Genomic DNA, 19,481 nt, shown 5'->3' on the forward strand with positions numbered 1-19,481 from the left:
ATGTCTTGACAATTCCGCCCTCCGGGACCGGCTCGCGACCCCCGCCGGTGCTGCTCCGGTCGGGTGGACCACCTCTAGAAGCCCTCCGGGGAGCCCGACGTACGAACGTGGCTCGCGCGTCCTCCGCCCCCCTCTTCGCGACGACCCGCGTCATGGGTCTGACGGCGGGCGCCTTCTGGACCGCCGGCGGGACCGCGGCGTTCGCCGTGATCGGCTGGGCCCCCTTCCCCCACCCCCGGGACCGGACCGTCCTGCTCGTGCTGGCGACGGCGGCCGTCCTCGGCGGCCTCCTGCTGGCGCGCTGGGGCCGGCACCTGCCGCGCGTGGCGTTCCACGGCGCCGCGGCCGCCGGGACGCTGCTCATCACCCTCGCCGTCCCGCTGTGCCCCACGACCGCCACCGCGCTGGCCCTCACCACCGTCTACTCGTTCGTCGCCATCGACGTGATGTTCTTCTTCGGCTGGGCCTCCGGGATCGCGCACCTGCTGAGCCTGTTCGCCGCCGCGGCGTGGGCGCTGCACGGCCGCGCCGGGGTCACCCCCGGCGTCGGCGCGACCCTCGCCGTCGTGTGCGTCGTGATCACGGTCGTCGTCGGCGCCCTCGTGCGCCGGGCCTCCGACGCCCAGCACGACAGCCTCACGGGCCTGCGCAACCGGCGCGGCTTCGACGCCGCCCTGGACGCCGAGCTGCTCCGGACCCGCCACGGAGCCCCGCTGGCCGCCGCCCTCCTGGACGTCGACCACTTCAAGACCGTCAACGACGGCCAGGGCCACGCCGCCGGCGACCGGCTGCTGCAGCAGTTGTCGGCGCAGCTGCAGGAGGGCCTGCCCGCCGGCGCCGTGCTCGCCCGGTACGGCGGTGACGAGTTCGCCCTCCTGCTGCCCGGGTGCAGCGGCGCCGCCGCCCTCGACCTCGTCGACCGGCTGCGCGCCACCCTCGCGGGGGCGGGCTGCTCGGCCGGGGTCGCCGGGCACCTGCCCGGCGAGAGCGGCGCCGACCTCGTGCGCCGCGCCGACACCGCGCTGTACGCCGCCAAGCTCGCCGGCCGGGGACGCTCGCGCCTCGACGACCTGGACAGCACCGAACTGGCCCACGACCTCGCGCAGGCGCTCGCCGCCGGCGACGTGCGGGCCTGGTTCCAGCCCGTCGTCTCCCCCGCCACCGGCACCCTCGTCGGGGTCGAGGCCCTGGCCCGGTGGCTGCACCCCGAGCGCGGCCTCGTGCGGCCCGACGAGTTCATCACGGTCGCCGAGACCACCGGCCTGATCCTCGACCTGGGTGCGGCCGTGCTGGCCGACGCCTGCCGCGGCGCCGTCGAGCTGGCCCGCGTCCACGGCCCCGGCCTGCTGCTCACCGTCAACGTCTCCGGGCGCGAGCTCGTCGCCGAGGGGTACGGCGACCGCACCCTGGCCGCGGTCCGCGCCAGCGGCTGGCCGCTGGAGCAGCTCGTCGTGGAGGTCACCGAGAGCCTGCTCGACGCGTCCTCGGGCCCGGCCCTGCAGGCCCTGCACCGCCTGCGCTCGGCGGGGGTGCGCGTGGCCATCGACGACTTCGGCACCGGGTACTCCGCCTTCAGCCGGCTCGACACCCTGCCCGCCGACTACCTCAAGCTCGACCACGGGTTCACCGCGCAGATCACCACCTCCGAACGCCGGGCCGGGCTGCTGCAGGCGCTGCTGTCCCTGTCCGACGCCCTGGGGCTGCAGGTCGTCGCCGAGGGGGTCGAGCACGAGGAGCAGGCCGCGCTGCTGGCGAGCCTGGGGTGCCCGCTGGCCCAGGGGTACCTGTTCTCCCGCCCGCTCCCCCTGGACGAGCTGCTCGCCGCCGCGCCCGCCCGCCAAGTCGCCCGGACCACCGTCGGGACCGTCGTCGAGGCAGTCACCGCGTGAACCTCACCGTGCCCCACGTCCTGACCGTGGTCTTCGTCGCCGGGGCCCTGCTGAACGCCGCCACCGCCGTCCTGGCCTGGCGGCACCGCACCCGCACGCCCGCCGCGCGGGCCCTGTCCGCCGCCGCCGCCAGCCTGGCGGTGTGGGCCGCGGTCTGCGCGCCGCAGAACCTGCCGCTGCCGCAGGGGCTGCACGACGGCCTGACCTACGCCTCGTTCGCGACGATCCTGGGTGCCGTCGTGAGCCTGCACCTGCTGGCCCGGTTCGTCGTCGACCCGCACCTGCGGCTGTCGCGCGCGCACGTCGCGCACCTGGTCGCGGTCCCGGCGGCGGTCCTGCTCGCCGTGGCCACCGACCCGCTGCACCACCTGGTGTTCACGCGCATCGTCCCGCTCGGGCACGCCCCCTGGTACGACGACCGGTTCGGGCCGCTGTTCTGGGTCCACACCGCGTGGTGCTACCTGCTGCTGACCGACGCCGCCGTCCGCCTGGCCCGCGCGTGGCTCACGGGTTCGGCCGTCCTGCGCCCGCAGGCCGGGGGGCTGCTGCTGGCCAGCACGTTCCCGCTGGCCGGCAACGTCGCCGTCCTGTGCGGGGCGCACGTGCTGTCCGGGCAGGACCTCACCCCGCTGTTCTTCACCCTCACCGGGCTGCTCGACGCGTGGGTCGTGCTGCGCCTGGGCCTGCTGCGGACCGTCCCCGTCGCCCGCGCCGCCGTCCTGGAGACCATCGACGACCACGTCGTCGTCATCGACGCCGAGGGCACCGTCGTCGACGTGAACGCCTCCGGCCGCGCCTTCCTCGCGGCCCGCCGTCCCGACCTGCCGGCCGACCCCGTCGGCGTCGCCGCCTCGCAGTTCCTCACCCACCGCGCCCTGGCCGACCTGACCCGCGGGCCGCTCGACTACGTCCTGGAGTACACCCCCGGCTACCACGTGAGCGTGAAGGTCACCGCGCTGACCGACCGGCGGGGCCGGGCCCTGGGGCGCGTCCTGGTGGCCCGCGACATCACCGACCTCGTCGAGACCCGCCGTCGGCTCGAGGAGCTGCAGGCCCGGCTGTCCGAGGAGGCCGTGCGCGACCCGCTGACCGGGCTGCACAACCGCCGCCACCTCGACCCCGCCGCCGCGCAGCTGCTGCGCCTGGCCTCGCCCGACGGACCCGTCGGGGTGCTCGTCGTCGACGTCGACCACTTCAAGTCCGTCAACGACCGGTACGGCCACGCCGTCGGGGACGAGGTCCTCGTCGCCGTCGCCCACGCCCTGCGGGCCGCCGCGCGCGAGGGCGACCTGGTGGCCCGCACCGGCGGGGAGGAGTTCGTCCTCGTCCTGCCCGGCGCCCGCCCCGGCACCCTGGCCCGTCGGGCCGAGGACGTCCGCGCCGCCTGCGCCGCCGTCCGGGTGCGAACCCCGGCGGACACCGTGCGCCGCACCGTGTCCGTCGGCACCGCGTCCGTGACCGACCCCGGCACCGGCCTGGCCGACGTCCTGGCCCGCGCCGACGCGGCCCTGTACGAGGCGAAGGAGAGCGGGCGCGACCGCGTGGTGCACTCCCGGGACGCGCAGCCGGCCGATCGGGGTTAGAACGGCCCCGTGCCCAACCCTCCACCCCCCGAGACCGCCGCCGATGTCCTGCGGGCCGCCCGGGCCGTCGCGGCCGAGGACGCCGAGCGCGCCGCCGTCGCCACCTACCTGCGCCTGGAACCCGGGGCCGGGGACGCCCGCTCCCCCGAGGGGGAACTGCTCGCCGACCGCGTCCGGACCACCTGGGACGTCCTGCTCGCCGCCGACCCCGACGTGACCGTCCAGGACGTGCTCGCCGTCCTCGGCGACCTCGACCTGCGTCCCACCCCCGCCCGCGCGCCGGACGCCGACGCCGGCCCCACCCGGCTCGCGGCGTGGCGTCCTACCGGCACGCCCCTGCCGGCGCGCGCCGCCCGCGACGCCGAGACCACCGCCGTCCGCGACGCGTTCGTGGGCGGCCGGCTGCTGCGGGTCGTCAACCACCACGACACCCCGCTGGTGCGCGCCGCCGAGATCCACGCCGACCTCGCCTGGTACGCCGAGCGCTTCGCCCCCGTCACCGCCGCCGACGTGCACGCGTTCCTCGACACCGGCCGCTGGCCCGATCCGCGCCCCGGGATCGTCCCCGCGTTCTACGACGGTTTCGCCAGCGCCGTCCAGGTCGCCCTGCCCGCGCTCGACGACCTCGGCCTCGTGGGCTGGTTCTACCCGCCCACCGCGTTCCTCGACGTCCCCGCCGCCCGGCAGCGCGAGTTCGCCCGGGCCCACGAGTACGGGGTGCTCGACGTGCCCGACGGGCCGCTGGCGATGACGTGGGACGAGCTCGCCGACCTGTCCACCCGGCACGAGGTGTGCGGGCACACCGCCACCCACGCGGCCTCGGCCGACGTCCGCGACGCGGACGCCGTGCGGGCCGAGGTCACCGGCCCCCTGCGCCGCCTCACCGAGGTGATCGGCCGCCCGCCCGCGGCGTGGGCCTGGCTCGGCGGGACCGACCCCGACCCGGACGCGCCCGGTGACCGCGCCGTCCTCGACGCCGGCGTGCGGCTGTGGACCTCGAACACGACGTTGCGCCGCGTGGGGTGAACCGGCCGGCGGGCACCGGTCTCCCTCCCCCTCCCCCCGGGAGGGTCAGAAGTGCAGCATCCACTGGAAGTCCCGCTGGGCCCCGCTGACGTGGACGTGGGATCGGGTCCCGTAGCTCCGGGGGTCGTCCAAGTTCCAGTTGTACTCCTCCACGTCGAAGGAACCGTCGCTGTAGACCCTGTTGACGTACGCGACGTGCCCGACCTTGTGGACGTCGTTGACGGCGACGGCGCCCACGGTCGGGGTCTTGTCGACCCTGACCCCCACCGCCCGGGCCGCGTCGTCCCAGTGGCCCGCATCGCCCCAGTGCGTCTTCCAGGAGTTGGAGAACGCCGGCACCCCGAGGCGGGTGGCGATGCGGTACGCCGCGAAGGCGGTGCAGTTGTCCTGCGCGAACCCGCGTGCCTTGCCGTCGTAGTCGTTGCGGGGGGTCTGCCCCGCGACGACGGTCGTGAGGAGCTGGTGGGAAGCGTTGTCGTTCTTCAAGGTGGCGCTGAGGTCGGCCCTGACGCCGGTACCGATGTCCTGGTGGGTCCCGCCGAAACCGCTGTTGTAGTAGACGCGGACGGTCTTGCCCGTGCGGTTCCACACCGACGCGGCGTGGTTCTTGACGCAGATCCCCTGACCACTGCCGGCACTCTTGAAGTCGTAGCACTGCGGTTGGGTGCTCCCGTAGTCGCTGACCGAGGTGGTGAAGTCGGACAGCGAACCCGCCTGGCCGCTGTTGTAGTAGTAGCAGAACTCCCCGCTGTCGCACGTGCCGTCCCGCGAGGCCGCCTGCGCCGAGGCAGCGGACGTGAGCGAGGGGACGACGGCCACCAGGGCGGTGGCGATCAGGAGGCGGGTCTTGCGCTGGGTCACGGTCTCTCCTCTGCAGGGGTGACCGGCTCTCGGGGAGAACCGATCGAGTGGGGGTGCCGACGAGTTGCAGTGTCGGTGCAGGAGGCCGGAGCGGTTCGCCGGCCCGGGTGCCGGACGTGGCCCGCGCAGCCTCGTCAGGGTGCGACGACGACGTCCCGGTACCACGACCTGAGGATCGTCGCGGACGACCTGCCCGCGGCAGCCTGGTCCCGGGAACCCTCCTGGGACATCCAGTCCCCTTGGACCCAGCCGGAACACGCGGTGGGCGACTTGCAGTAGTGCGCCAGCAGGATCCTGCCGCTGCGCAGGAGCCGGGTGTTCCACGTGCGCTCGACGGCGGCACTGGTGGAGGCGCGCGCCGAGGAGGGCACGTACCGCTGGTCGGCGGTGGTGTCGCGGACGTCGAAGCACTGACCCGCGGGTGTCCTGCTGGTCGAGTGCAGGGCCTTGTGCCAGGCGTAGTTCTTCACCGCGACGGCACCGGCGTCCAGCGATGCGTTCGGCCAGCTGGCGATCCACTCGTTCGGCAGCACGTTCTTCACGTAGGTCTGGAAGGGGACGCGGTCCACCCGGTTCAGGGCGACCCGGTAGACCAGGATGGACGTCGGGGGCCGTTCGTCGGTGCCGTCGGTCGCGCAGCCCGAGACGGGCGGGGCGGTGAGGAACTCGTGGGACGCGTCGTTGTTCTTCAGCGTGGCGTTGAGGTTTCCCCTGGTACCGGCGGCGAAGTCCTGGTGGGCGCCGGCGAAGTTGCTGTTGTAGTAGACCCGCACCGTCTTCGACGTGCGGTTCCACACCGAGGCGGCGTTGTTCTTCACGCACAGCCCCCGCCCCGCCCCCGTTCCCCGGAACTCGAAGCAGGTCGGCTGGGACGTTCCGTAGTCGTCGAGGGAGTCGCGGAAGTCCGAGACCGCCCCGGACTGGTTGCTGTTGTAGTAGTAGCAGAACTCCCCGGACTCGCAGGTCCCGTCGCGGACCGCGGCCCCGGCGGGGGCGGCGGTGCCCACCGCGGTCAGGGCGGTCAGCGCCACCAGGCCGGTGAGCGTGGCCAGGGTTCGGACGGTACGGGTTCTCATCGTCGATCTCCTCGGACGCGGCGGGGCCCCGCTCGAGCGGGCCACAGACGTTGTAGGTCCTCACCGGGGTCCACGGACAGCACGCGTACGCACTACTGCGTACTCACCGGTGTTCGGCTGCGCTCGACGGCCACCTCGGCTACGGCACCTCCCGGGGCGACCGGCCGGCGGTGTCCGGGCGCCTGTCCACGGGTCCCCGCGCCCGACGCCCGGGCGTGCTGCTAGCGGCGCTCCGACGGCGGGGACGGCGCTAGGACCGGCAGCAGTCCCAGGGAGCGGGCGACCAGGACGGCGTTGAGCCGGTCGTTGACCCCGAGGGTGCGGTACAGGTTCTGGAGGTGCTTGTGCACCGTGCGCTCGCTGACGCTCAACCGGTGCGCGATGGCCACCGCCGTCCTGCCGTGGGAGAGGTGGGCCAGGACGGAGTACTGGCGAGGAGTCAGTGGTGGCAGCTCCGCCGACGCCGCCGGGGCCTCGGAGACCACGAGGGCGCTGTGCCCGGGCAGGGCCGGACGCCACCGCAGTCGCAGACCGCCGCGGGCGGTGGGCAGCGTCCCGTTCGGCTGGGTGGCGCTGAGGACGTCGCGGCTCAGGTGCGCCACGGTCTCCACCGGTACCCGGTGGGACTCCAGCAGCTCGGCCGCCTCGTCGTTGCAGTAGCTGAGCGTCCCGGCGCGGAACAGGAGCAGGCCGGATCCCGAAGCCACTGCGTGGTCGAGGTCGAGCAGCAGGGCCTCGCGGGCCCGGTCGCGGGCGGCACGGCGCAGGAAGGGCTCGAAGGCGGCCAGGGCGTCGACGTCCTCGTCGCGGAAGGGACGGCTGCGGTTGACGCCCCAGCACCGGATGCTGGGCGACCCACCGGGGACGGTGGTCAGGTGCGCGGTGAGCAGCGCGTGCGGGACGCCGTGGGGCACGAGGAGTTCGCGGCGCATCGGGTTGAGGGCCCACTCCCGTGGACTGCACAGGTCCTCGACGCGGCTCGCGGGCAGCCGGCCGTGGGCCAGCAGGTACGGGATGGCGGGACTGGTCAGGACGACGTCCGGGGGGTCGGTCGCCGTCGGTGGCACCAGCAGCTCCGGCACTTCGGTGATGTGCGCGCGTCCGGCGCCGTCGACGAAGACGTCGGCGGCGACGTCCCCGGGGACCAGGCGCTGCAGGAACTGCAGGCCGAGCCCCACCTGCTGGGGGGCTTCGGCGTCGAGCAGCTCCAGTCCGAGGTCGCGGACCAGCGTGAGTCGGGCCTCGGTGAGCATGCGAACGGCGTAGCACGACCGGTGATCTCCTGCACCCGCAGCGTGACGACCGCCCGCGCTCCACCGGCGGCTACCCGTCGTCGCGCGGACGGCCCCGGACGCGGGTGCGGCCGTTACCGGTCACCGGCCGGCGATCAGATCGATCTCGACGAGGGCGCCGACGGCCAGACCCGTCACGCCCACGGTCGTCCGGGCGGGCAGCGGACCCGCGAACCACGTCCGGTAGCGCTCGTTGAACGGTTCGAAGTGCTCGTCGAAGTTCCGCAGGTAGACGCGGACCTGCAGGGCGTCGTCGAAGGTGAGGCCCACCTGCCGCAGGACGGCGACGAGGTTGGCGCGCACCTGCTCGGCCTGCTCGACGATCCCGCCCTCGACGAGGCGGCCGGTGGCGGGATCGGTGGGCATCTGCCCGGTGACGAACACCAGGTCGCCCAGGCGGGTGGCGTGCGCGAACGGGCCGACCTGGGGCGGTACGCCGTCGGCGGGGTCGAAGACGAAGGTCTCCTTGCGGCTGGTCACGGTCCCGAGGGTGCCAGCCGCTGCCCGGGCGCCGGCAGGGGGTCGGGGGCCGGTGCGGACCGCTGGACGCAGGCAGGGCCGGACGTCCCCGTCCGGCCCCTGCGTGCAGCTGGTCGTCAGCGCTTGAAGGCGTCCTTGACGTCCTCACCGAACTGCTTGGTCGAGGCGGACGCCTGGTCCTTCCGACCCTCGGCCTGCAGCTTCTCGTCGTCCGTGGCCTTCCCCACGGCCTCCTCGGCCTGCCCGGCGAGCTTCTCGGCGGCGTTCTCGGCCTTGTCGGCGATGCCCATGGAACTCTCCCCTTCTCGGTTTCTCGGTTTCTCGGTTTCTCCTGGCTCCACCGGCGGTCGCCGGTGGTGGTCTCAGCGCACGCGGCGGCTGCGGTCGGTGCGGGCGACGGACAGGACCACGCGGCCGTGGACGTCGTCGCGGCCGAGGACCTGCCGGGTCTGGGCGCTGATCCGGTTCGCGGCCGCGGCGACCTCGTGCAGGTCCGCGGTGGGTTCGCAGGTGGCCCGCAGTTCCAGGACGGTCTCGCCGCGGTCGGTGACGGTGCGGCCCTTCGCGCTGCGGACCCCGGGGTGGGTGGCGAGCACGTCGGCGGCGGTGCGGGCCGGGGCGTCGGCGTCCAGCTGCAGCCGGCCGGTGGCGTCGCTGCCGCCCAGGGTCAGGTCACCGGCGTCGCGGCGGGGCAGGTGGGCGATCAGCCACCACACCGCCAGCACGGCCAGGACGAGCGCGGCCGCGGCGGCGGCCGGGGCGAACCACCCGGCGCGCACGGCGTCACCGGCGCCGGAGAAGAGGCGGTCCCCCGTGCCGGGGACGAGACGGGCCAGCCACCCGCCCCACCAGGCGACGGCGGCGGCCCCGCCCACGAGCAGGACCAGGCCGAGCACGAAGGACGCGAAGCGGTCGAGACCCAGGACCTTGCGGCTCATCGGGTGCCGTCCTTCCCGCCCACGCGGGGCGTGTGGAGGTGGAGCTTGACGCGGGGCCGGGGTTCCAGCCCGCCGACCAGGTCGTCGAGGGACTGCTCGAGCCACCCCCGGACGTCGGCGGAGGTCGCGTGGGCGTGAACCTCCAGGGACCGGCGGGACGCCGTGCTGGAGGCCTTGAGCACGCCGCCGGTGCCGGTGGCGGTGGCGGTGGCCAGCCGGGCGAGGTCGCGGGTGCTGGTGGTGACGCCCGCACCGGCGCCGCGCAGGGTCAGGGCGCGCCGGGACCGGCGGGCGAAGGCGCTGACGAGCAGCCACAGACCCACGACGACGGCGACGATCCCGGCGGCCAGGACCACCGGTGCACTGCGGCGCAGGCCGTCGAGGCCGTCGGCGGCCGGAGCCAGCCAGCGGCTGCCGGACAACGCGCCCCACGCCAGGAGGGCTTCGCGGCCCAGGACGACGGCGACGGCCAGGAGCAGGACGGCCAGGACGGGGCCGACGGCGCCGATGCGGCCGGCGCCGGTGGGGGCCGAGGCCGGGGTCAGGGGACGGTCCTCGTGGGCGGTGCCCGCGCCGGGCACCGCCGTGAGGTTCGGGGTGGAGCTGGGACTGGTCACTGGACCCTCCGTCGGGTGTCGCGCTCGGACAGGACGTACCGGTCGACGGTCACGTCGCAGGCGTCGACGGTGTACCCGCCGAGGTGGGCCAGCCGGTCGCGGACGTGGTCGCGGACGGCGGCCGCGAGTTCCGCCGCCGGGACGGGCCAGACGGCGGCGACGTGGACGTGGACGCGGACGCGGTCCCCGGCGCGGGTGCAGTCGACGCTCGGCAGGGAACGGCCGAGCACGTCGTCCACGGCCCCTCCCACGGCCTTGCGGACCTGGTCGGTGGTGCCGGACCCGCCCCCGGTCCCGCCGCCGGTGCGGACCGAGCCGGGGACGTCGGCGGCGGCGCGGGTGGCGATGCGCTCGGCGACGCGGTCGGCGACGTCGGTGCGGCCCCGCTCGGCGGCGTCGGGGCGGCCGGGGTCCGTCGCGCCCCGGGTGGTGGCGGTGTCCAGGGCGCCGAGGGTGCCGACGTCAGCCACGGCTGCGTCCCGGGAGGAGGGAGCCGAGGTCGATGCGGCCCTCGAGGTGGGCGCCGATGCCGTAGCCGATGGCGGCGAAGAGCAGGGCGAGCAGGAACCAGCCACCGCCGGCGGTTCCGGCGATGAGGGCCAGCAGCAGACCGGCCAGCAGGCCGGTGGTCGACGACGACATCAGTTCTCCTCAGGTCGTGGGTGGGTTTCGACCGGCTGGGCCCGTCGCGGAGGACGGGTCCGGCCGGCTCAGGTCCGCGGGTCCACCACGTCGGCGACGTGGACCAGGACGGGGGCGCGGACGCCCCGGGCGGTGAAGGTCGCGCTCACCGCGGCGTGCACCGCAGCGGCGGTCTCGCGGACCGGGGCGGCGGCGGTGACCACCACGTGGACCTCCACGGGCGTCACCCCCGCACCGCCCGCCGGCCCGGTGAGCACCTCCTCGCGCACCCGGACACCGGGCACGCGGCGACCGGGCAGGTAGGTCCCGACCTCCCCCAGGACCCCGGGGTGCAGGGCGCTGACCCCCGGGACGGCACGGACGACCTCGGCGAGTTCGTCGGCCAGCCGTTCGAGCAGAACTGGTTCCGCGGGAGTTCCGGGAGTTCCGGGAGTTCCGGGGTGCACGGTGCGGACGGGGGTTCCCGGGGATCCGGGGGTCGTCACTGGACCCGCGCGGTGGGCTTCTCGGTGTCCTCGTCGTCCTCGGGCAGGTGGATGTCGGAGACCTCGAGGTTGACCTCGGTGACCTCCAGGCCGGTCATGCGTTCCACGGAGGCGATGACGTTGCGGCGCACCGCAGCGGTGAGGTCGGCGATGGGGACGCCGTACTCGGCGATGAGTTCGATGTCGATGGCAGCCTGGCGCTCGCCGACCTCCACCGAAACCCCCTGGGCGCGGTTGACGCGGCCGCCGGGGATGCGCTCGCGCAGGGCGCCGACGGCGCGGGCGGCGCCACCGCCGAGGGCGTGCACGCCGGAGACGTCACCCGCGGCGATCCCGGCGATCTTGGACACGACGGTGTCGGCGATGGTGGTGCTTCCGTGGTCGCTGCCGAGGCCGTTCCCGGTACCGGTGCGGGAGGCGTTCCCGAGGCCGTTGCCGAGGCCGGGCGTCCCGGTGCCGGCGGCGGTGGGGCGGGTCGTGGTGGCGGTGGTGTCAGCCATGGGTTCCTCCTGCTGCTGTGGTGAGGTGCCGGTCGTCTCGGTGCGGCCGGTCGGTTGCGCTCACGACGGGTTGGAGCGCCGGAACCCGGTTTCGTCACGGTGTTCATCGTGTGAGCTGTGTCACATCTCCTCGCCCCTGATGACGTGATGCAGGTCACACAGTGGTTCCCGTGAGTTTCCCGGGTCTGCGCGCTCTCACCCGGTGTCGTCCACCGCCCGCGGAACGGTCCCGGCGCGGACGCGGGTTCTCCGGAACCCCGTCCCGCAGACCCCGTTCCGGACGACTCACCGGACCCCGTTCCCGAAACCCGGGCGCGGGGGACGTACGGGACACCGCCGCACCGCGCAGGCCAGAACCCGAGAAACCCCGAGGAGGAGTCCCCGTGAACACCCGCGCTTCGTCCGATCCCGTCGAGGTCCGCAGGTCCGGCCCGTCCAGGCCGCGCAGCACCGCAGGGGGTTCGGGCCTGTTCGGCAGCAGTCCCGGAACCCGGCTGCTGCGGTCGGCGACCGCCGAGGTCGTCGGGACCTTCGTCCTCGTCCTCGCGGGGACGGCCACCGCCATCGGCGCCGGCCAGGCGCAACCCGTCTACCAACTGGTGGCCGTGGTCCTGGCCTTCGGCATCGCGCTGGCGGCCATGGCCGCCACGCTCGGCCACGTCTCCGGGTGCCACCTCAACCCCGCGGTGACGCTGGCCCTCGCCACCACCCGGAGGTTCCCGTGGCGCGCCGTCCCGGCCTACGTCGTGGCCCAACTGCTCGGAGGGGTGCTGGGGTCCCTGGCCGCCTGGGGTGCGTACTCCGGCAGCGGTCGCGACGTCGTCGCCCTGTCCGCGACCGTCCCCGCCGACGGCGTCGGCACCGGTCGGGCGTTCTTCGTCGAGGCCGTCGTGACGTTCGTCCTCGTGCTCGTCGTCATCTCCGTCGCCACCGACGAGCGTGTCCCCGGTGGCCTGGCGCCCCTCGCCGTCGGCGCGGCCCTCGCCACGGCCATCTTCATCGCCGGACCGGTCACCGGCGGCGCCGTGAACCCCGCCCGCGCGTTCGGTCCCGCGGTGGTCTCGGGCACCACGACCTCGTTGTGGCTGTACCTCGTCGCCCCCGTCGTCGGGGGCCTCGTGGCGGCGGTCCTCTACGACCGGCTGCTGCGGCCCGCCGCACCGCCCGCCGAGGCGGACTGATCCGACCACCGCCCTGCCCGTCCCCGGTCCACGAGGAGGAACCCACCGTGCACCGCTCCCGAGCGTCCGCGACCCGCTTCCCCGTCTCCCGCAGGCCGCGCGTCGTGCGCGCGTCGGTGGGCGCCGCCCTCGTCGACCTGACCCTCCTGCTGGTCCTGGGTCCCGTCCTCGGCCTCGTGGGCACGGCGGCCGCCGTGGGCCCGGTCCTGCAGGTCCCGTACGCGGGCATCACCGTCGTCGTCGGCCTGGCCCTGCTCCTCTCGGTCGCCTGCGTGGTCGGGGCGTACCGCACCCGCGTCGGCTGGCTCGGCTGGACCCTCGTCGCGGTCGGGGTGCTGCTCGCCCTGCTGGCCTCGCTCTGGCCGCTCCTGGCCACGGCCGACGCAGCCGTCGACAGCGCCAGGGACGTCTGGCCCTGGATCTCCCGGCTCCTGCGCGACGTCACCTGAGCACCGGGGCGAGCGCCGGGGCACCGGTTCCTGCGCCTGGACCCGGCCCCGCCACGCCCCGAACGCCTCCCCCGCCATCGTCGTCCTGCCTGCGGTGCAGGCGTGCTCGACGTGGAGCAGCGTCGGGACGGCGCGAGCCGGTGCGGGATCAGCGCGCCCCGCGCGGCGCGAGTTCGTAGCGGGTCCGGCGCCTGACCGACTCGCCGAACAGGCACAGACCGGCGTTCACCAGCACCAGGCCCACGGTCCCCTGCCCTGTCCACCGCGACGTCGCGGCACCCGTCGTCCGGCGCTGGGCGGCGTCGACGGCGGTGCTCAGACCGGCCCCCACGAGCAGCAACCCCGCCGGTGCCAGCCGCTTCCAGGCGGCGAGATCGTCCACGTGACCAGTCTGCCTCCGATGACGTCCACCGCCCCTCGGAACCGTGTCGCGACGTGCACCCACTACCGCAGCACGGTTCGAACGAGAGCCCCTCACGCCCCGCGGGGCGTGCACGGAACGGAGTGCCCTGGTTGCGGGAGACGCTGGTGCAGGGACGGGGCCCTGAGGTGCGCGCGGTGAGGTCACGGGCCACCCGCTGACGCCGAACGGCTCGACGACGGACATCCGCTCCGGCGAGCAGGTGGTCTCGGGGGATCGTGGACGGCGCCGTCGAGGGCTGAGACTCTCGTCGCACCACTCGTCACCCGGAGGACACCCGTGAGCACCAGCACCAGCTCCACCGCGCCGCTCAGCGACGCGCAGGTCGAGCACTTCCTCGACAAGGGCTACGTCGTCCTGGAGCACTGCTTCGACGCCGAGCAGGCGGCCCCGATCGTGGACCGCGCCTGGGAGCGCCTCGGCGTGGACCGCGACGACCCCTCGACGTGGGACCGCCCGCGCGTGCACCTGCCCTCGGTCGAGCACGTCGACGCCGAGACGTTCGCCCCCACGGCCTTCACCGCCGCCTGCCAGCTGCTCGGCGGCCGCGACCGCGTCGAGACCCCCTGGCGCTGGAGCGACGGGATCATCGCCAACCTCGGCGTCGGGGCCGACCGCCCCTTCGAGGAACCCTCGTCCGCGGTGGGTGGCTGGCACAAGGACGGCGACTTCTTCCGCCACTTCCTGGACTCCCCCGAGCAGGGGCTCCTGACCATCGTGCTGTGGACCGACGTGGTGTCCCGGGGCGGGGGGACGTTCGTGGCGACCGACTCCGTCGGCGTGGTGGCCCGCTTCCTGGCCGAGCACCCCGAGGGCGTCCTGCCCGACGTGCTGCAGCAGACCCGGCTGATCGAGCAGTGCCACGAGTTCGTCGAGCTGACGGGCGAGGCGGGCGACGTGGTCCTCATGCACCCGTTCGTGCTGCACGCGACGTCGCAGAACGTCCTGCTCGCGCAGCGGCTCATCACCAACCCGCCGCTCAGCCTCAAGGAGCCCCTGGACTTCGACCGCCCCGACCCCGCGCAGTCCTCGCCGGTCGAGCAGGCCGTCCTGCGCGGGCTCGGCGTGGAGCGCTTCGCGTTCGCCCCGACCGCCCCCCGCGAGGACGTGGTGCCCCCGCGGCTGCGCGCGCAGCAGGCGGGCTGAGCGGGGGCACGAGGCGAGGTGGCGTGGTCCGTCGCACGGCGGCTGGTGTCCAGGACCACGATGCACCCCGCCCCACGGGGCGGGCGAAACTCAGCTGGGCACACCGGGAGCAGCGATCGCTCGTCGAGATCGCGAGACGTCCACGTGGTCGTCCTGGTGCCGGCCGACAGCCCGGAACCGCCGTTCGGCGGGGTGGAGCGTTCCGGCGGCGGCCGCGAGCCGGGGGCCTGAGGTGTTGACGGGTTCGTGGACGAGGAGCTCGTCCGCGCCCTGCACACCGCCCGCTGGTGGTGCACCGCGGTCGTCCCCGCGATCAGCGGCGGGGGCGACGGCCCGGGACCGGCCACAGGTCGTTGCCTACCATCGGGTCGTGAGTGAGACCCCTGAACGCCGCCGGGACAGCCCGGTGAGCGAGCAGATCGCCAACCTGCGCGACCTCGCCCACGCCGACGAGCGGCTGCGCCCGGACGTGCTGTGGCGCAGCGCCCAGCCCCTCGCGGGGGACGGAGCCCCGCGTGAGGTGACGACCTGGCCGCCGGCCACCGTCGTCGACCTGCGCTCGGCGGCCGAGATCCCCGCCGGCCCGCACCCGCTGCCGGGGTCGAACGTCCACCACGTCGCCCTGCTCGACCACGCGGGGGACCCCGGTGCGAACGCCCAGCGCCGACGCCCCCTGGTCGAGGTGTACCTCTCGATGCTGGAACCGGGCACGGGCCTGCTGCGGGCCGCGAGCCTCGTGGCCTCCGAGCCGGGGCCGGTCCTCGTGCACTGCGCCGCGGGCAAGGACCGCACCGGGCTGGTGGTCGCGCTGGTGCTGCGGTTGCTCGACGTCCCCCGCGAGGCCGTGCTGGCCGACTTCGCCCTCACCACCGAGGCCATGCCCGAGGTGATGCGGCGGTTGCTGGCCAGTTCCCCCCTGCCCGAGGGGGCCGACCTCTCGACGCTGCCGAAGGAGTACTTCACGGCTCCGGTGGAGGCGCTGGAGGCGATCCTCGACGTGTGGGACGCGCACGAGGGCGGGACGTCGGGCTGGGCCCTGGCCCACGGCGCCGACCCGGACCTCGTCGAGAGGCTCCGCGCCAGGTTGCTGGTCTGATACGTCCGCGCTCGAGACGCGGGGCGGGCCGCCGGGAGGCCTCGTCACCCGGGGGGGCGTCCCACCGGTCGATCACGGCCGACCGGCTCCCCGGCCCCCGAGGTGGCGCTCACGACCCCGTCACCGCGGCGTGGGCTCGGCCGGTTCCCGGACGAGACGCCGCAGCACCCACACCGCCGGGAGCAGGGCGACCGCGGCGACGACCGCCGCCCAGCCGCTCGGGAAGTCGCCGTCCGAGACGTACGCCACGGCACCCGGGGCCGCGCCGCTGACGACCGCCGCCAGCACCGCCGCGCCGAGGGTGAGGCCCCACCCGCGTCGCCGGCGGCGCGGGACCAGTGCCACCAGGCCGGAGGCGGCCATTGCGGCCAGCACCCCCACCAGCGCCCCGGCCGCGGCCGCCGGCAGCAGGCCCAGCACCACCGTGCCCACCTCGCCCGAGGCACCGTTGAGCGCGGCCAGCACGGCGGCGACGGGGAAGTACAGCCCACCCAGCACCGCGCCGCACCCGGCGCCCCACGCCACCCCGCGCCTCAGCACACCGGTCGCCGGGTCCTGCCGGAGCACCTGCGCAGCGTCGTCCACCTCCGCACGATGGCACGTGCCGCGCCCGCGCCGGGGATCGGCCCCGATCACGGCGTGGGACGGGGATGCCGCCCCACCGCACCGCCCCGCACGCCAGGATGGGGCCGTGCCCCGGGTGACCAGCGCGGACGTGGCCCGCGCCAGCGGTGTGTCGCGCACCACCGTCAGCTACGTGCTCAACGGTGCCGCCAAACCGATCTCCGCCACCACCCGCGAGCGCGTCCTCGCCGCGGCCCGGGACCTGGGCTACGCCCCGTCGGCGGCCGCGCGGGCGTTGCGGTCCGGGCGCAGCGACCTCGTCCTGTGCGTCCTGCCGGACTGGCCGATCGGCGCGGTCCTCGACGCCCTCATCGAGCACCTCACCGAGGAGCTGTGCGCACGGGGACTGCTCCTGCTGCTGCACCACGGCCGCGACCCCCGGCCGCTGGCCGACCTGTGGCGCAGCGTCCAGCCGCGGGTCGTGGTCGGGCTCACGCCGTTCTCGGCCGAGGACGAGCGGGCGATGGCCCGCGCGGAGGTCCAGGTGCTCACCACGGGCGAGCACAGCGGGCTCGTGGCCCTGCAGGAACGCACCGGCGCGCTGCAGGTGCACCACCTCGCCGCCACCGGTCACCGGCGAATCGGTTACGCCGCACCGGACGACGACCGCGTCGCCGGCTTCGCCGCCCAGCGCCTCGCCGGGGCCCGGGCCGCGTGCGCCGAACTGGGCCTGCCGGAACCGGTGGCGCTGGAGGTCCCCCTGGACGCCGCCGCCGCCGCACGCGCCGTGCGCACCTGGCACCCGGACGCCGCAGGCGCGGTCAGCGCCGTGGCGGCCTACAACGACGACGTCGCGCTCGCCGTCCTGGCCGGGTTGCGCGCCCACGGTCTGCGCGTGCCCGACGACGTCGCGGTCGTCGGGGTCGACGACACCGCGCTGGGCCGCCTCGCCGACCCCCCGCTGACCACGGTCTCGCAGTCCGTCGAGGTCCAGGCCCACCACCTCGCCGCCCAGGTGATCGCCGCGCTGGACGGGCAGGCGCCGCCCCCGCGCCCGGAGCAGGTCGTGCACCTGGTGCGGCGCGCCTCGGCCTGATGCGCCGCGGGGTACCGGCGCACGCGCGGCCCGGGAGGGCGGGGAACCCTCCCGGGCCGCGCCGGGTACCCGGCCGTCAGCCCGCCGGGTAGGCGACCACGTACTGCGGCGTCCCGGTGTTGCTGTCGTCCACCTGCCCCCCGACGCCGTTCACGACGTGCCGGGTGGTGCCGGCGCCGAGGTTGACGGTCAGCAGGTGCTGCAGCTGCACGCCCGGCGTGGTGGGTGCCTCGAAACCGTTCTCGGTGACGATCGAGGGGTTGTTGCGGTTGTAGACGTAGGAACCGCCGCCGTAGAGGTGGTGGGTCTTCACCCCGCGGGCCACCGCGTACCCGGGGTAGCCGAGGGTGCCGTCCGGGCGGGTCCAGTCGGCCTGCGTGGGCGGGTCGTACGGCAGTTCGTTCTGGTACAGCACGGTGGTCCCGCGCTCGCCGTTCCAGGTGGTGTTGTAGCGCTGGAAGTGCTCGACGAACAGGCCGGTCGCCGTCACGTCGTCGCCGTTCACGACGACCCCGTCGCGCCCGGTGTTGGTCCTCCAGCGGTCGGTGTCGCCCTCGACGCCGGCGGTGAAACCCTCCTCGCCGTGGTCCGCGCGCCAGACCCAGGCGTGGTCGACGAGGACGCGGTCGGTGTTGATCTCCAGGGCGGTGTCGGCCTTGCCGACGTGCGGGCCCCCGACGCGGAAGAACACGTCGGACAGGGTCGTCGGGTTCGCCGGGTCGACCGTGCCCCTGCCGTGGTTGCCGTTCTTCGTGCCGACCTGCAGCAGCACCGGGGACGTCCGGGTGCCCGCGTCGATCGTGATCCCGGCGACCACGACCCCGGGGACGTCGGCGACGGTCATCGCCGCGTTCCCGGCGGTGGCGGTGAGCGTGGCCATGCCCAGGCCGAGGACCACGGTGCCGGCACGCTTGACCGCGACGGCCTTGTCGACGTCGTAGACGCCCGGGGTCAGCAGGAGGTTCTCCCCGCGGGCCAGCGCGTTGTTGATCTGCTGCACCGGCGTGGCGGGGGTGGCGGTGAAGAAGTCGCGCAGCGGGATGGTCCGGCCCTGCGTGCGGTCCTGGACCCAGGAGGTTCCGCGGGTCGCGGTGTGCGCGGCGGGCACCTGCACCTGGTAGGCGCCGGAGGCGTCGGTGAACAGGTACGGCTTCTCGCGGCTGACCGGGGTGGTGTCCAGCGTGGTGTACGGCGGGTCCGGGAAGGTGGCTCCGCTCGGGGCGCCCTCGACGCCGGAGAAGACCTGGTTCCACACGCCGTTGCTCCAGCTGCCGACGGTGCTGTTGCGGATCAGCCACTGCTGCTGGGACCCGTTGACGACCGCGCCGGCCTGGGAGTCGGCGATGAAACCCCCGCTGGCGTACTGCGGGCCCGCGGTGCAGTAGTCCATCAGCGACAGGGTTCCCCCGGTGACGTGGACCCGGCGCATCGGGGAGGCCTGCGAGACGGCGAAGAAGTTCGCCCCGGCGCGGCACCCGTCCTGGCCCGTGCCGTTGACGGCGAGGTGGAAGTTCGACACCGAACGCCAGAAGTTGTCCAGCGCGATGCAGTTCGCGGTGCCGCCGTCGGCGAGGCAGCGGTTGTAGACCTCGACCTTGCCGTTGATCGTGACGTCGTCCGGCGAGGCACCCAGTCCCGCGACCTCGGTGTAGTACCCGACCTTGATCTGCAACGGGTGCGCGTCGGTGCCGTAGGTGCCGGGTGCGAACAGCAACGCGTACCGCTGGGTGCCGAACTGGTTGTTCACCTGCCGGGCGTAGACCTCGTCGACCTTCGCCTGGATCTCGGCGAGCGGGGTCTGCGGGGTGAACACCGTGGTCGTGGTGCCGAGGTTCCCGGCCGCGGGAGGCGGGGGTGCCGGGCGCGGGGGTGCGGCGACGGCCACGCCACCGCCGACGACGGTGACCAGGGCGGCGCCCGCCGCGGCGACCTGCGCCGCACGACGCAGCCGCCACCGGGGACGGGGGGTGGGACGGGGGGTGGGGAGTGCGGGCACGGTCAGCCTCCTCATCGAGGTCATCACGGTGGTGACTCGTGTCACCAGCGCCCGCCCACAGTAATCGGCGTGGAGCGTGCGGCGTCAAGACCCTCTCCTCCCACCACGCGACGGGCCGCGCACGGTGAGCGCGGGTGGGATCG

At 74.9% G+C, this 19,481-nt stretch carries 22 protein-coding genes; 8 read left to right on the forward strand and 14 right to left on the reverse strand.

The window, feature by feature from the left end:
• Positions 1-107: 107 nt before the first annotated feature.
• From CLV37_RS13050 to CLV37_RS13060, 3 genes are read left to right on the forward strand one after another with little or no spacing between them, the layout of a single operon-like run.
• Positions 108-1,889, forward strand: a complete 1,782-nt coding sequence (locus CLV37_RS13050) for a putative bifunctional diguanylate cyclase/phosphodiesterase (RefSeq protein ID WP_106210990.1) — start codon at positions 108-110, stop codon at positions 1,887-1,889.
• Complete coding sequence (locus CLV37_RS13055; RefSeq protein ID WP_170127244.1) at positions 1,886-3,472, forward strand: histidine kinase N-terminal 7TM domain-containing diguanylate cyclase; 1,587 nt, start codon at positions 1,886-1,888, stop codon at positions 3,470-3,472. The genes CLV37_RS13050 and CLV37_RS13055 overlap by 4 nt, the downstream gene beginning before the upstream one ends.
• Before the next feature lie 9 nt (positions 3,473-3,481).
• Positions 3,482-4,498, forward strand: a complete 1,017-nt coding sequence (locus tag CLV37_RS13060; RefSeq protein ID WP_106210994.1) for a polysaccharide deacetylase family protein — start codon at positions 3,482-3,484, stop codon at positions 4,496-4,498.
• Positions 4,499-4,543: 45 nt separating this feature from the next.
• Here CLV37_RS13060 and CLV37_RS28105 read toward each other — a convergent pair whose 3' ends face one another.
• The 11 genes from CLV37_RS28105 to CLV37_RS13115 all read right to left on the reverse strand — a co-directional run bounded on the left by CLV37_RS28105 (position 4,544) and on the right by CLV37_RS13115 (position 11,389).
• On the reverse strand, positions 4,544-5,359 hold the full coding sequence (locus tag CLV37_RS28105; RefSeq protein WP_211298614.1) for a CHAP domain-containing protein: 816 nt from the start codon (positions 5,357-5,359) through the stop codon (positions 4,544-4,546).
• A gap of 134 nt (positions 5,360-5,493) precedes the next feature.
• On the reverse strand, positions 5,494-6,435 hold the full coding sequence (locus tag CLV37_RS13070; RefSeq protein ID WP_106210996.1) for a peptidase inhibitor family I36 protein: 942 nt from the start codon (positions 6,433-6,435) through the stop codon (positions 5,494-5,496).
• Between the two features lie 221 nt (positions 6,436-6,656).
• Positions 6,657-7,688 carry a helix-turn-helix transcriptional regulator gene (locus CLV37_RS28110; RefSeq protein WP_211298615.1) on the reverse strand — a complete coding sequence of 344 codons (1,032 nt, stop codon included), beginning with the start codon at positions 7,686-7,688 and terminating at the stop codon, positions 6,657-6,659.
• Between the two features lie 120 nt (positions 7,689-7,808).
• Complete coding sequence (locus CLV37_RS13080; protein ID WP_106210999.1) at positions 7,809-8,207, reverse strand: RidA family protein; 399 nt, start codon at positions 8,205-8,207, stop codon at positions 7,809-7,811.
• 116 nt (positions 8,208-8,323) lie between these two features.
• On the reverse strand, positions 8,324-8,497 hold the full coding sequence (locus tag CLV37_RS13085) for a CsbD family protein (RefSeq protein ID WP_106211001.1): 174 nt from the start codon (positions 8,495-8,497) through the stop codon (positions 8,324-8,326).
• A 72-nt stretch (positions 8,498-8,569) separates the two neighbouring features.
• A complete protein-coding gene (locus CLV37_RS13090; protein ID WP_106211003.1) occupies positions 8,570-9,145 on the reverse strand; it encodes a hypothetical protein in 576 nt (191 codons plus the stop codon).
• On the reverse strand, positions 9,142-9,762 hold the full coding sequence (locus CLV37_RS13095; protein WP_106211005.1) for a DUF6286 domain-containing protein: 621 nt from the start codon (positions 9,760-9,762) through the stop codon (positions 9,142-9,144). Before CLV37_RS13095 ends, CLV37_RS13090 begins: the two co-directional genes overlap by 4 nt.
• The gene (locus tag CLV37_RS13100) at positions 9,759-10,232 is read right to left on the reverse strand and encodes an Asp23/Gls24 family envelope stress response protein (RefSeq protein WP_106211007.1); all 474 of its coding nucleotides are present in this window, start codon (positions 10,230-10,232) and stop codon (positions 9,759-9,761) included. The genes CLV37_RS13095 and CLV37_RS13100 overlap by 4 nt, the downstream gene beginning before the upstream one ends.
• Entirely contained in the window at positions 10,225-10,404 is a 180-nt protein-coding gene (locus CLV37_RS13105; protein ID WP_106211009.1) for a DUF2273 domain-containing protein, read from the reverse strand. The genes CLV37_RS13100 and CLV37_RS13105 overlap by 8 nt, the downstream gene beginning before the upstream one ends.
• Positions 10,405-10,472: 68 nt before the next feature.
• On the reverse strand, positions 10,473-10,889 hold the full coding sequence (locus CLV37_RS13110; RefSeq protein WP_211298616.1) for a hypothetical protein: 417 nt from the start codon (positions 10,887-10,889) through the stop codon (positions 10,473-10,475).
• Positions 10,886-11,389 (reverse strand): Asp23/Gls24 family envelope stress response protein, encoded by a 504-nt coding sequence (locus tag CLV37_RS13115; RefSeq protein WP_106211011.1) that lies wholly within the window; start codon positions 11,387-11,389, stop codon positions 10,886-10,888. Before CLV37_RS13115 ends, CLV37_RS13110 begins: the two co-directional genes overlap by 4 nt.
• A gap of 383 nt (positions 11,390-11,772) precedes the next feature.
• On the opposite strand from CLV37_RS13115, the gene CLV37_RS13120 reads away from it, so the two are divergent.
• Both CLV37_RS13120 and CLV37_RS13125 read left to right on the forward strand, forming a co-directional pair.
• Entirely contained in the window at positions 11,773-12,570 is a 798-nt protein-coding gene (locus CLV37_RS13120; protein WP_106211013.1) for an MIP/aquaporin family protein, read from the forward strand.
• A 47-nt stretch (positions 12,571-12,617) separates the two neighbouring features.
• On the forward strand, positions 12,618-13,019 hold the full coding sequence (locus CLV37_RS13125) for a hypothetical protein (protein ID WP_106211015.1): 402 nt from the start codon (positions 12,618-12,620) through the stop codon (positions 13,017-13,019).
• Between the two features lie 148 nt (positions 13,020-13,167).
• On the opposite strand, the gene CLV37_RS13130 is transcribed toward CLV37_RS13125, so the two are convergent.
• Positions 13,168-13,401 carry a hypothetical protein gene (locus CLV37_RS13130; RefSeq protein ID WP_106211017.1) on the reverse strand — a complete coding sequence of 78 codons (234 nt, stop codon included), beginning with the start codon at positions 13,399-13,401 and terminating at the stop codon, positions 13,168-13,170.
• A gap of 318 nt (positions 13,402-13,719) precedes the next feature.
• Here CLV37_RS13130 and CLV37_RS13135 point away from each other — a divergent pair, with 318 nt between their 5' ends.
• Positions 13,720-14,586, forward strand: coding sequence for a phytanoyl-CoA dioxygenase family protein (locus tag CLV37_RS13135; protein ID WP_106211019.1), 867 nt, complete (start codon positions 13,720-13,722; stop codon positions 14,584-14,586).
• A 370-nt stretch (positions 14,587-14,956) separates the two neighbouring features.
• Positions 14,957-15,682 (forward strand): tyrosine-protein phosphatase, encoded by a 726-nt coding sequence (locus CLV37_RS13140; RefSeq protein ID WP_170127245.1) that lies wholly within the window; start codon positions 14,957-14,959, stop codon positions 15,680-15,682.
• Positions 15,683-15,802: 120 nt separating this feature from the next.
• Here the strand turns inward: CLV37_RS13140 and CLV37_RS13145 are convergent, their stop codons facing one another.
• Positions 15,803-16,267, reverse strand: coding sequence for a hypothetical protein (locus CLV37_RS13145; RefSeq protein ID WP_106211024.1), 465 nt, complete (start codon positions 16,265-16,267; stop codon positions 15,803-15,805).
• Between the two features lie 106 nt (positions 16,268-16,373).
• Here CLV37_RS13145 and CLV37_RS13150 point away from each other — a divergent pair, with 106 nt between their 5' ends.
• The gene (locus tag CLV37_RS13150) at positions 16,374-17,342 is read left to right on the forward strand and encodes a LacI family DNA-binding transcriptional regulator (RefSeq protein WP_106211026.1); all 969 of its coding nucleotides are present in this window, start codon (positions 16,374-16,376) and stop codon (positions 17,340-17,342) included.
• Between the two features lie 76 nt (positions 17,343-17,418).
• Here the strand turns inward: CLV37_RS13150 and CLV37_RS13155 are convergent, their stop codons facing one another.
• Positions 17,419-19,362: an adenylyl cyclase gene (locus CLV37_RS13155; protein ID WP_425433620.1), complete on the reverse strand. Its 1,944-nt coding sequence runs from the start codon at positions 19,360-19,362 to the stop codon at positions 17,419-17,421.
• Between the last annotated feature and the right edge of the window lie 119 nt (positions 19,363-19,481).

The sequence above is a fragment of the Kineococcus rhizosphaerae genome (assembly GCF_003002055.1).
In the GTDB taxonomy this organism is placed as follows: Bacteria; Actinomycetota; Actinomycetes; order Actinomycetales; family Kineococcaceae; genus Kineococcus; species Kineococcus rhizosphaerae.